Here is an 11,616-nt window from a genome sequence, read left to right on the forward strand (position 1 = left end):
CGGAAGCCCAGGGCTTGGCTACGCGCCATGACGAACAGTGGGGAAGGGGAGGAGACCAATTGCCGGCGAGTTTTCGCAAATCTCTTTGACCGTCAACGGGTCTAGGGAAGCATAAAAGGCTTCTCTGGCCGCCCGCAATGCCAAGCGCAGCCGGCAACCGCCAGCCAGGGGGCAATCGTCCGTTGCGTCATGAGATGTGCAGTCCACGACATCTTCACGCCAATCCAGCCGGCGCAAGAGCGCGCCCACGGAGAACGCTAAACCTTGCTCGGTCATCTGCGCGCCACCATGACGCCCACGGGTGACCTCGATGAGGCCCAGGGTGCGCAATTCCAGTACGGCCTTGGCCACGTGGTTATAGGGAACCCCGACCAGGTCGGAAACTTCACGGCTGGTCAGTTGGCCTACGCCCGGTGCGCCTAGAACCATTACGGTTCGTAGGCACACGTCGGCGAAGGCGCTGAGTTTCATGAACTCAAGTCTACTGCTGGGTGTTGGCCCACACCGACTCGGCGGATTCCGCGGCAGGATCTTCGAAGGTCCACTCGCCGCCTGGTTCGGACGGCATGGCGTATGGCTGGACAATCGCCAGCGCCGCGCCGACCTTGTGCTCGGCCACCACATGGATGGCGTCGCGGTCATCTGCTTCGAGCAGCACGTCCGAGGCGATCGCAATCGCATCGAAGTGGGTTCCCTGCTGGTTGAGCACCTCAACCAGATCCGCGGCCATGGCCTCGGTGTCGATGTCCGCATCCGGGTCTTCGGGGTTGTCCGTTGGTGGAACCGCGATCAGACGCAGCTCTGGCTCGCCATCGGCTTCCGTGGGTTCCAAGGCGATAGCGAAAGGCAGGAAGACGCCCTGCTCCTCAAGCTGCTCGCGGGCCACACCCAGTGCGGTGCCCAAAACCTTGTTCAGTGCGTCCTTGACGGACTCGTCTAGTTCTTCGAGATTCATGGCTTTGACCCCTTTACTTGGTGGTGTTTGCTTCGCGCACGATTGCTAAAACCGTATCGCGAATCGGTTCGATATGCTGCGCCGTGGCGCCTTCACCGTTGAAACGCAGGAACGGTTCGGTATTCGAAGGACGCAAATTGATCCACCAGCTGCCGTCCTGTGCGCTGAAGGTTGTGCCATCCAGCGTGCTGACGTCCACCGGCTGGCCGGCAAAATGCGCTACCACCCGAGCGATGGCACCAGCCTTGTCCGCGACCTCCGAATTGATTTCCCCGGTGGCAACATAAGGCTCGTATTCCCGGCCCAACTCGGAAAGCGGCAACTGCTGCTCACCCAAGGCCGCCAACACGTGCATGGCAGCGAGCATGCCGGTATCGGCATTGTAGAAATCACGGAAATAATAGTGAGCCGAGTGCTCACCGCCGAACACCGCCCCCTGGACCGCCATCTCGGCCTTGATGAACGAATGACCCACACGGGTCTCCACCGGAACACCACCGAACTTCTGCACAAACTCGGGCACCGCCTTGGAAGTGATCAGATTGTGGATGACCACCGGTTGCTGCTCGCCCTCGGCCTGCACCCGCGCGATCTCCCGGACCGCCACCAAGGCGGTAATCGCCGAAGGAGACAACGGCAGGCCGCGCTCGTCGATCACGAAGCAACGATCCGCATCCCCGTCGAAGGCCAGCCCCAGGTCCGCGCCGTGCTCCAGCACCGCCGCCTGCAGATCCTTGAGGTTTTCCGGTTCCAGCGGGTTAGCCGGATGGTTCGGGAAGGTCCCATCGAGGTCGAAATACAGTGGCACGATCTCCAGCGGCAGGCCGGGAAGGACCTGATCTCCGAGAACCGCGGGCGTGGTCAAACCGCCCATGCCATTGCCGGCATCAACCACCAGCTTCAGCGGGCGGATCGCGGAAAGGTCCACCAGGTCGCGCAGGTAGCCTGCGTAGTCGGCCAGCACGTCGCGTTCGCTGACGGTGCCCTGGGCGCCGTCACCGGAAACCGGCAGGCCCTCATCCAGGTACTGCTGAGCCAAGTCACGAATGTCGAAAAGCCCGGTGTCCGAAGAAATCGGCCGTGCCCCGGCCTTGGACATCTTGATCCCGTTGTACTGGGCGGGGTTATGGCTGGCGGTGAACACCACGCCGGCGGCCCTGTGCTTGCCGGAGGCAAAATAAAGTTCATCGGTGGAGATCAGGCCGAGCATCACCACATTGGCGCCGCGGTAGGTGGCGCCCCGGGCGAAAGCCTGGGCAAAAGTCGTGCTTGACGGGCGCATGTCGCCGCCAACGAGGACATCCTTCCCGGCCAGGGACAACACGTCGACAAAAGCGGCGCCGATAGCTTCGACGGCTTCGGCATCCAGGCTTTCACCGACTACGCCTCGCACGTCATAGGCTTTGAAACTCTGGTTCAGGTCAATTTCTTCACTCACAGCATTCAGACTACCGGTTTGGCGGTGCCAGGCGGTGGCGAATGGCCAGTTAGTACATGGGAAATGGCTTACACTTCCACGCGGTTGTACCCAATGCGCGCCGAGGAGAACAAAAACGTGGGCCGATACTGAAATACTGTGGATATGGAAGCCACACAGCACAATGATCTGAAGACTCTCGCGCTGCAGAAACTGCGTGCCCTCGTACAGCATCCCGAGGCACAGTTTCACGACGGACAGTACGAAGCGATTAGCGCGCTGGTCGAAGAACGCCGCAGAGCGCTGGTGGTGCAACGCACCGGCTGGGGTAAATCTGCGGTGTACTTCATTTCCTCGTTGTTGTTGCGTGAACAGGGCTTCGGCCCCACCCTGATCGTCTCCCCGCTGCTGGCCCTGATGCGGGATCAGGTGGCCGCGGCAGAGCGTGCCGGAGTGCGGGCCGCGGCAATCAACTCCGCCAATGTACTCGAATGGCGCGAGATTCTGTCCAAGCTGGAACGCGACGAGATCGATGTGCTGCTGGTTTCGCCCGAGCGCCTGAACAATCCCTCGTTCCGGGAACAGCAGCTGCCGATGCTGATGAGCCGCCTGGGGCTGTTGGTGATTGACGAAGCCCACTGCATTTCCGACTGGGGACACGATTTCCGCCCCGACTACCGGCGCATTCGTGACCTGATCAACCGTCTCCCGCAGGGCCTGCCGGTGCTTGCCACCACCGCAACCGCGAACTCCCGCGTGGTGCAGGACGTGGCCGAACAGCTCTCCGGCGGAACCCAAGAAGTCTTCACCTTGCGCGGCACGCTCGCCCGCGACTCGCTTCGCTTAGGGGTGCTCCGCCTGCCCTCGCCCCGAATGCAGCTAGCCTGGCTGCTCAGCCACATCGACGACTTCCACGGCTCGGGAATCATCTACACCTTAACCGTCTCTGCCGCCGAAGACATCGCCCGGCTGCTGCGCGATGCCGGGCATCCGGTTGCCGCCTACACCGGACGCACCGACATAGAAGAACGCGAAAAACTCGAACGCGCGCTGAAAGCCAATGAAGTCAAGGCGCTCATCGCCACCAGTGCCTTGGGCATGGGCTTCGACAAACCAGATCTGGGCTTTGTCATCCACGTGGGGGCGCCAAGCTCACCGGTTGCCTATTACCAGCAGGTCGGTCGCGCCGGTCGTGGCAGCATCAATGCCGATGTCTTGCTGCTGCCGGGCTCGGATGACGCAGAAATCTGGGACTATTTCGCTACCAGCTCCATGCCCGACCAGAACCGGGCGAACCAGGTCCTGGAGGCCTTGGCCCAAACCGACGGGGCGATGAGCGTGCCAGCTCTGGAAAGCGCAGTGAACCTGCGGCGCTCCCCGCTGGAGCTGCTGCTCAAGGTCCTCGCCGTAGATGGTGCCGTCGAACGCGTGGCCGGCGGATGGATGCGCACCGACATGCCTTGGGCCTACGACGCAGAGCGCTATAAGCGAGTGGCGCAAAGCCGGGTGCATGAACAGACCCTGATGATTGATTATGAGAACACCCGGGGTTGCCGAATGGAGTTCCTCACCAAGGCGCTTGACGACCCGGAATCAGCCCCTTGCGGACGCTGCGATAACTGCGCTGGCACCTGGTTCGATGACCACATCCCGGATGCGTCCAAAGACAACGCCCAAGCCGCCCTGGTGCGTGCCGGCGTCCAGATAGAACCACGCAAGCTCTACCCCTCGGGTCTGCAGCGACTGGGGCATTCGCTGAAGGGCAAAATCCCGGTGGATGAGCAATTGGCCACCGGCCGCTCGCTGGCACGACTGACCGACCTAGGCTGGGGTAACCGGTTGCGTCAGCTCTTCGCTGACCCGGTGGACAAGCCAATTGACCCCGCCATGCTCGAGGCCTGCACCAAGGTGCTGGCCGAGTGGAACTGGGAACAGCGTCCGGTCGCCGTACTGGCGATGCCCTCGACCAAGCGTCCACAGTTGATCGGTTCGTTGGCTCAGGGGCTGGCGCAGATCGGCCGGCTACGTTATCTGGGGCAGCTGGAATACCGCGGGACGCCGCCACAGGGCGGACCGGGCGGTAACTCGGCCTTCCGTCTGGCAGCCGTGGCAGACGCCTTCGAAATTCCTGCACAGATCGATCAACTGCTGTCCACCGCACCGGGGCCGGTGATGCTGGTTGACGATCTCGCCGACTCCCGCTGGTCCTTGGCGATGGCGGGCCGTGCATTGCGGATCGCCGGAGCACCGGGTGTTTTGCCTTTCACTCTGGGCATAGCAGGGTAATTGCACAGTTAAACGAAGTAGTCTGGATGTATGGAGATCGTCATCTGGCTCGTTGTTGCTATTGCTGTTATTACCCTCGGTTACGTGTGGCTTCAATCTGTCCGGAAGAAAAATACTACTCAGATTTCGCAAGCTATCAGTCGGGAAGCAGCGAAGGATGCAAACGCGAAGCTCGATGACAGCTCACGCAACGCCATCTATCGGAACCTTGCTAAGGGCGACGTCATGGGGGCCGTGCAGAATTATCGTGCGGTAACCGGTGACACGGTAAAGAACTGCGTGATCGCAGTGCGTAGCCTCGACGCTTATCCGCAGACCGCGCCGGTTAAGGAACTGCCGGTTGATGAAGCCGAAATTCAGGCGCTTCGGGACAAGCTGGAAGCTCAGATCGCCGATTCCGAAGAGGACTCGGGCGTGGCGACGTCTCCGGCCGTTGCCCCGGAAGCCGATGAGGATAAGTCTGACGATCTGTGGGTAGTTCCCGAAGAGTGGAGCAATCAGTTCGGCTCCGAGCAAGAACATAGCGCCACGCATTTTAAGATGGCCTTCGAAGTTGAGGGAGAGGCGCACGAGTTCTCCAGCGAAGAACTGCCACCCAACGAATACGATCAGCTGTTCTCGATGCTGCGGGACGAGAACTTTTCTGGTGCCGCCGAAATCCTGCACGGACACACGGGACTCCCCGTCGAAGACCTTGAACGCATGATCTCTACTTCGCCAATTGCCGGGCAAAGCTCGCATGGGAACGTGGCAGATTTTCGATTCGAAGGCCAAGGCCCAGATGGACCGGTGCACTTCGACGCGGCCGATCTGCCCGAAGCAGAACGCGAAGCGTTATTTGACGCCATCGCGCACACCGACCTTGAACGAATGTCCGAGATCATTGTGCGCCACACGAAATTGCCTGATGACGTCGTGCAAAACATGCTTCGCACCTTCGTGAAGCGCAAGGACTAGATTCGTCGCCAATTTCGTTGCTTCGTGCTCAACGGATGGCTATCGTGAGGAGATACCAGCCAGTTCGACCGCTCACGAAAGGAACCTGACCGTGGATCCAAGCGACAAGGATGCGGACGAGAACTTACCTCCGATCGGCGATGACCAGCAGCAGAACGAGCAGCTAAATGAAGAAGCCGCAGCCAAGCTGCGCGAGGCAGAAGAACGGATCAAGGAAGCCGCGCACGATGTAGAGCGCGACCTGAAATGATCATCGAAAGCCCCTGAACTTTCGGCTCAACCGCCGTGTTCGGGGGTCTCTGCGTTAACGTGCCAATACCGGGCGGACATCCGGAAGCAGTAATTCTGCAAAGACCTAGAAGAAAAGTAAAACCCCCTAGTCACCTAGGGGGTTTTGGCGGACACGGGGAGATTCGAACTCCCGGTCGAGTTTAACCCCGACACTTCATTAGCAGTGAAGCCCATTCGGCCGCTCTGGCACGTATCCATCCGCTGTTTCCAGCAGAATCTAGCCTACCCGAACATGGTCGAGTGTTCCAAAACGAGAGTGTTAACGTACCTGTCGCCACAGGAATTCGTAGCTCGTAGCCAACATTCTGGCGGTCGATTCGTTGTCCGTGGAACCGGCATGCCCACCGTCTTCCGGTTCGTGGTAGCGAACGTTGGCGATGCCCTTGTCGATCATTCTCGCCGCCATCTTACGGGCTTGAGAGGGGCCAACTCGGTCATCGGTGGTAGTCGTCCAAATCAGCGATGCCGGGTAATCATCGGTCGGGTGCGGTTGATCATCCAAGCGATGCAGTGGGGAGAACGTGCGCAAGAACACCCAGTCCTGTGGAACGTCGGGATCTCCGTACTCGGCAATCCACGAGTGCCCCGCCGCCAGCTGGGTATACCGTTGCATATCCAGCAATGGCACACCGCAAGAGATCGCGCCGAACAGCTGCGGGTAGCCGGCAATCATATTGCCCATCAACAGGCCACCGTTGGACCGTCCGGTCGCCGCCAGCCGGGCGCGACGGGTCACACCGCGGGCGACCAGGTCTTCGGCTATGGCTGCGAAGTCTTCATAGGCACGATGGCGGTTTTCGCGTAATGCCGCACGATGCCAGCTGGGGCCGTATTCGCCGCCGCCACGAATGTTGGTCATGACGTATACCGGCAGGCGCCCATTGCCGGAGCGTCTACTCAACCATCCGGCTCCCATAGCCGGGGCATAACCCGGAGTCATGCTGTGCTGGAAACCGCCATAGCCGTCCATCAACACAGAATTTTCGCCGTCGAGTTTCAACCGCGCATCGGCGACTTGGAAGTAGGGCACACGAGTCCCATCGTTGGAGCGCGCAAAATGCTGCGTCACGCTGAACCCGGCAGCGTCAAAACGCTCGGGAGATCGCTTTACGACTTCTGGCTCCGCTCCGATCGACCCACGAAATAAGGTTGTCGGGGTGGTGAAGCCGGTGACCGTCATCCAATAATCATCGGCGGTCGCGGCATCCTCATCGTCCACCGCTCCCACCGAAACGCTGAGCATCGGGTCGGCGAGCGGCAGGGATGTTTCGGCAAAGTTCTCGCGCAGGTCGAATACCCGAATCTGCGCGGCCACATCGTGTAGCAACGAGACCAGCAGGTAGTTGGCGGTGAAGTCCATGCCTTGCAGGGAAGTCTTCGCATCCGGTTGGAAGATGACCTTCTGGATGCGGCCGTCGTTCAGGAAATCGGTGAGATTGCCGATTGCCAGGGACCCTGCAGGAATGAGCTCTGCATGATGTTCCCAGTCGGTTTGCGGGGCGAACAACACCCATTGGCGGTGCAGGCTGACCTGCACATCGGTCGGGACCTCAATATTATGGTGGGTCCCGTCGAGGATGACGCCGGTGCGTGAGTTGTAGAAGTCGATGGCATCGGTAGTCACGATGCGTTCAAAGCCCGGAGCCGAATCGAAATAGCAGAAGGCCGCTACATGTTCTTGGGCAACTTCAAAAACGACCTCGGCATCTTCCAGAGCTGTACCGCGGGTGAGCTTTCGTGCGGTGCGTGCATAAGTTGAACGTGTCGTATCGGACTCGTTGGTAGCCGAAGCGACCAGCAACGTATTTTCATCGATCCAGCTTGCCGAGGTCTTTGCAACGGCGAGGTCGAAACCGTCATCGATGAAGCGCAGGGTTTCCAAATCGAATTCACGCACACGCACCTGATCTCCACCGTCGGGGCTTAACCGGATGAGTGCCCTGCGGTGTGGCTGTCCTTCTGCCGGCCGCAAAAACGCGGACCCGGCGAAGTGCCATGGTTCACCCTGCTGCAGGGCATAGCCGTCCATGTCCAACAGAATTTCCCACTGGGGATTCTCGGTGCGATATGAATCCCACGTGGTACGGCGCCAGAGGCCCAGGCGGTGCTCGGCATCCCGCCAGAAGTTGTAGTAGTAGTCTCCGCGCTTGGTGACCATCGGGATGCGGTCCTGAGCATCCAGCACCCGGCGAATAGCGTCGACCCTTTGCGAAAAGTCGGCATCGTGAAGTTCGGCTTCGGTGCGTTGAGTTTGCGCGCGGACCCATTCCAACGCGGCATCATCGTGGGTGGCTTCTAGCCAGGCATAAGGATCGGTCGTTTCCAGGGATTCAGACGGCGTTGAAGGCATAGCCACAGTCTATGCATTCAAGGTAGATCATGGGCCAGCGACGCTCTTTTGAATTTGGGCCGCAGCTTTTGCCGGGAGGCTGGGGCGCTTGATGGCGTGACAAGTTGCTTCTAGGCAATAATCTTGGAAGGTGAGCAACTTCTGGGAAGAACCCCAACCACAGTACAACGTCGCTATAGTTGGCGCTGGCCCGCGCGGTACCAGTGTCATCGAACGCCTAGCTAAGCTGGCCGTCAAGGTGCCCAAGCTGGCTACCTTGGTACGCGTAACGGTGTTCGACCCGTACCGCCCGGGGTCCGGGCATGTATGGAATCCAAAACAGTCGCTACACTTCCTGATGAACACCCCTGCCTCATTTCCAACGGTAGCTCCCGAAAGGGTCGCAGCTGAACCGGGGCTTAGCTTCCGGCAGTTTGTGGAGGCCAATGGGGATGGCCTCCGGCTCGAAGAGCGTCAAGCCGCTGCGCTGCGCGCCACGCAACCTGGCACCTACCCGCCACGAGCAATTTACGGTCGTTACCTAGAACACGTTTATGACTCGTGCGCCCGCGTGCTCGATGAGCATCCGAATTTCGTTTTGAACTACATCCGCGCTGAAGTGTTGGCGGTTCGCCCGCAGGAGGCTGGCTACCGACTGGATTACCGGTCCTTTGCCCAAGGAGATCCTGGCGCCGGGCACTTAGAGTTCGACAGCGTCGTTCTGGCATTGGGGCATCAGGATGCTGAATTGAACCCGTGGCAAAAACAGCTGCAACGGGCAGCCGAACAAGATGGTGCCACATATCTGCCGCCAAACATTCCGGCGGATGTCGACTACTCGAACTTCAAATCAGGCGAGTCGGCACTGCTGCGCGGAATGGGGCTAAATTTCTTCGACGGCATGGCCGAATTGACTAGCGGCCGCGGAGGAATTTTCAAGGAAGTGAGCCAAGAACCGGGACACCGATTCGAATACATCGCCTCGGGGAAGGAGCCCAAGCTGATCGCGGCTTCACGTCGGGGCACCCCCTATTGGGGGAAACCGGTCGTAGAAGAATTTATTCCAGCGGAAATCACCCTGCGTTTCCTGCACGCCGAAGAGCTGATCGGAAAGGTCGCCGAAGCTCGTCATTCGAATCCGGACGCCGCCTTAAGCTTTTCCCGCCATATCTGGCCCCAGCTGCACCGCGACATACTGTGGGTCTACTACTCAAAATGCGTCGCCACCGAGGCGGCCGGACCGACCGCGGACGCCAGCCGGTTGCTAGCCGGGTTGGAACGGATCCTCGAAGCTGAACACCACGAAGGCAATCAGGTGTGGCTCAGCGAACTGCGCGACTACATTGATCAGTTCCCGCACCTGAAATGGTTGGACATTCCGGCTTTGGCGCGACCTTTTGACCAGGTTGGCTTCGGTTCCCATGAGCAGTACCAGCAGGCGGTGCGCGACTATCTCGTTGGCAATGCGCAGCACAGTTCCGCCGGGCTGCGCGACCCGCTGTCCTGTGCCATCATGACGATGAACGCCGGGCGCATGGTTATTAAGGACCTGGTAACCAAGGGGATCTTGGACGAGCAGTCCCGAATTGAAGAAGTGCAGGCCCACTTTGAGCCGCTGGTCGAAGGCCTGTCCTCGGGGCCACCCCTGGAACGGATCGAACAGCTCCTGGCGCTGTCCCGCGCAGGGCTGGTGAGCTTTATCGGGCCAGAACCCGAGTTCGGATTCGACGATGTACGCGGAAAGTTCACTGTTTCCTCGCCGTGGGTAGATACCGAGATCTATGGCGCGAAGGTCTTGTGCGAAGCGATGATGCCCAGCAACAGGGTACTGCAGAACAACACCCCACTAATCACCCAACTGCTAGCCGACAAGGTGGCCCGCGCGCATACCTGGCGCAACGCCGAAGGCGAACAGATGACGGGATCCGGATTCGACGTGGTGGGCGAGCCCTACCGGCTGATCAACGCAGAAGGTCTGGCCCATCGCGGAATATTCGTGCTCGGCTTGCAGCTTTCCTCGGCACAGTGGGGGACTGCAATTGCGGCCCAGGCCGGAGACCCGACGCACCCGGCCGCGCAAACCTTGCACGATGCGGAGCAGGTGGTCATCGAGATTGCCCGCATGGCGGGAGTCAATCTGGAAGAACTGTTGGCGGGCAGTTCAAAATAAGAAGTCTGGGGCAGCAGATCAATTGATCTACTGCCCCAGACTGTAACGCGGATGGTAAGAGATTTGAACTCTTGGTACGGGGTTACCGCACACTGGTTTTCAAGACCAGCTCCTTAGGCCGCTCGGACAACCATCCAACCCGAAAAACTATACGCTATGAGGAAGCCAAGAAGGGAATCGACATACATGAATGACACGATGCAGGCCTATATCTACACCGGCGCAGGGGGACCAGAAGTGCTTGAAGCACAGGCTCGCCCAATCCCGGAAACGGCAGATCATGAAGTACTAATTGAGATTGCCGCCTTCGGCCTGAACCGGGCAGATGTCCAGCAGCGCAAGGGTGTTTACCCCCCACCTGCCGGTGCCAGCGACATCCCAGGGCTGGAAGTTTCCGGAACCATCGCCAAGGTCGGCAAGCAGGTCACCGAGTGGAACGTTGGTGACCGCGTGGCAGCTTTGCTTGCCGGAGGCGGCTACGCCCAGTACGTCAATGTCGAATCCTCCCACGTGCTGGCCGTCCCTGCCCAGATGGATCTAGTCGAAGCCGCGGGGCTCCCCGAGGTGGCCGCAACCGTGGTCTCGAATATTTTCCTTGAGGGAGCGCTCAAGGATGGAGAAACGATTCTGGTCCATGGCGGTTCCGGCGGAATCGGATCTATGGCAATCCAGCTGGCGAAGGCCGCCGGCGCGACAGTGATTGTCACTGCTTCGTCAGACGAGAAGATTGCGTACTGCAAATCGCTGGGCGCTGATGCGGGGATCAACTATCGCGAAGAAGATGTGCTGGAACGGGTTCGTGAATTGACCGCGGCCAAAGGTGTTGACCTGATTCTCGATGTGGTTGGTGCGAAATATCTGGCGATGAACGTGAAGGCGCTCGCCGTGGGCGGCCGCATGGTCGTCATTGGCTTGCAGGGCGGCGCCAAGGCGGAACTGGATTTGCGCATTCTGATGTCTAAGCGTGCCAGGGTTATCGGCACCACGTTGCGTGCTCGTCCGGCGAACGAAAAGACCATAATCGTCAAGGAAACTTCAGACCGTATTGCACCGTTGCTGGCAGAAGGGAAACTCAGTCTGAACGTCACCAGAACTTATTCTTTCGAAGCTCTCGTCTCGGCGCATGAACATTTTGATTCCGGGACGCATCTGGGAAAAATCGTCGTGCGGGCTTGATTTATCCATACCTCCGTCGCGTAAAGTGACCCGTG

9 protein-coding genes and 2 tRNA genes are annotated in these 11,616 nt (G+C 59.7%); 5 read left to right on the forward strand and 6 right to left on the reverse strand.

Annotated elements, in window-relative coordinates; genetic code table 11:
- Positions 1–18 precede the first annotated feature (18 nt).
- From CQ015_RS11680 to CQ015_RS11690, 3 genes are read right to left on the reverse strand one after another with little or no spacing between them, the layout of a single operon-like run.
- Complete coding sequence (locus CQ015_RS11680; protein ID WP_105553388.1) at positions 19–471, reverse strand: Rrf2 family transcriptional regulator; 453 nt, start codon at positions 469–471, stop codon at positions 19–21.
- A gap of 10 nt (positions 472–481) precedes the next feature.
- The gene (locus tag CQ015_RS11685; RefSeq protein ID WP_096285353.1) at positions 482–955 is read right to left on the reverse strand and encodes a hypothetical protein; all 474 of its coding nucleotides are present in this window, start codon (positions 953–955) and stop codon (positions 482–484) included.
- A 13-nt stretch (positions 956–968) separates the two neighbouring features.
- A complete protein-coding gene (locus CQ015_RS11690) occupies positions 969–2,393 on the reverse strand; it encodes a phosphomannomutase/phosphoglucomutase (RefSeq protein WP_105650178.1) in 1,425 nt (474 codons plus the stop codon).
- 144 nt (positions 2,394–2,537) lie between these two features.
- On the opposite strand from CQ015_RS11690, the gene CQ015_RS11695 reads away from it, so the two are divergent.
- The 3 genes from CQ015_RS11695 (at position 2,538) to CQ015_RS19005 (ending at position 5,865) form a co-directional block, all read left to right on the forward strand.
- Positions 2,538–4,658, forward strand: a complete 2,121-nt coding sequence (locus CQ015_RS11695; protein ID WP_105650179.1) for an ATP-dependent DNA helicase RecQ — start codon at positions 2,538–2,540, stop codon at positions 4,656–4,658.
- A 30-nt stretch (positions 4,659–4,688) separates the two neighbouring features.
- Positions 4,689–5,615 (forward strand): hypothetical protein, encoded by a 927-nt coding sequence (locus tag CQ015_RS11700; RefSeq protein WP_105553386.1) that lies wholly within the window; start codon positions 4,689–4,691, stop codon positions 5,613–5,615.
- Positions 5,616–5,706: 91 nt separating this feature from the next.
- A complete protein-coding gene (locus tag CQ015_RS19005) occupies positions 5,707–5,865 on the forward strand; it encodes a hypothetical protein (protein WP_181148424.1) in 159 nt (52 codons plus the stop codon).
- A 145-nt stretch (positions 5,866–6,010) separates the two neighbouring features.
- Here the strand turns inward: CQ015_RS19005 and CQ015_RS11705 are convergent.
- Positions 6,011–6,102 (reverse strand) — tRNA-Ser (locus tag CQ015_RS11705).
- A 63-nt stretch (positions 6,103–6,165) separates the two neighbouring features.
- On the reverse strand, positions 6,166–8,256 hold the full coding sequence (locus CQ015_RS11710; RefSeq protein ID WP_105569675.1) for a prolyl oligopeptidase family protein: 2,091 nt from the start codon (positions 8,254–8,256) through the stop codon (positions 6,166–6,168).
- Between the two features lie 130 nt (positions 8,257–8,386).
- Here CQ015_RS11710 and CQ015_RS11715 point away from each other — a divergent pair, with 130 nt between their 5' ends.
- Complete coding sequence (locus CQ015_RS11715) at positions 8,387–10,405, forward strand: FAD/NAD(P)-binding domain-containing protein (protein WP_105569674.1); 2,019 nt, start codon at positions 8,387–8,389, stop codon at positions 10,403–10,405.
- A 48-nt stretch (positions 10,406–10,453) separates the two neighbouring features.
- On the opposite strand, the gene CQ015_RS11720 is transcribed toward CQ015_RS11715, so the two are convergent.
- Positions 10,454–10,541: transfer RNA gene (locus CQ015_RS11720), tRNA-Ser, on the reverse strand.
- Positions 10,542–10,603: 62 nt separating this feature from the next.
- Here CQ015_RS11720 and CQ015_RS11725 point away from each other — a divergent pair.
- On the forward strand, positions 10,604–11,581 hold the full coding sequence (locus tag CQ015_RS11725) for an NAD(P)H-quinone oxidoreductase (protein WP_105553662.1): 978 nt from the start codon (positions 10,604–10,606) through the stop codon (positions 11,579–11,581).
- Positions 11,582–11,616: the final 35 nt, after the last annotated feature.

It is taken from the genome of Arthrobacter sp. MYb221, assembly GCF_002979835.1.
GTDB lineage: Bacteria > Actinomycetota > Actinomycetes > Actinomycetales > Micrococcaceae > Glutamicibacter.

Bases quoted from the DNA above. Each gene is read 5' to 3' on its own strand.
- CQ015_RS11680 (WP_105553388.1), bottom strand. From the start codon at position 471: ATGAAACTCAGCGCCTTCGCCGACGTGTGCCTACGAACCGTAATGGTT.
- CQ015_RS11685 (WP_096285353.1), bottom strand. From the start codon at position 955: ATGAATCTCGAAGAACTAGACGAGTCCGTCAAGGACGCACTGAACAAG.
- CQ015_RS11695 (WP_105650179.1), top strand. From the start codon at position 2,538: ATGGAAGCCACACAGCACAATGATCTGAAGACTCTCGCGCTGCAGAAA.
- CQ015_RS11700 (WP_105553386.1), top strand. From the start codon at position 4,689: ATGGAGATCGTCATCTGGCTCGTTGTTGCTATTGCTGTTATTACCCTC.
- CQ015_RS11710 (WP_105569675.1), bottom strand. From the start codon at position 8,256: ATGCCTTCAACGCCGTCTGAATCCCTGGAAACGACCGATCCTTATGCC.
- CQ015_RS11725 (WP_105553662.1), top strand. From the start codon at position 10,604: ATGCAGGCCTATATCTACACCGGCGCAGGGGGACCAGAAGTGCTTGAA.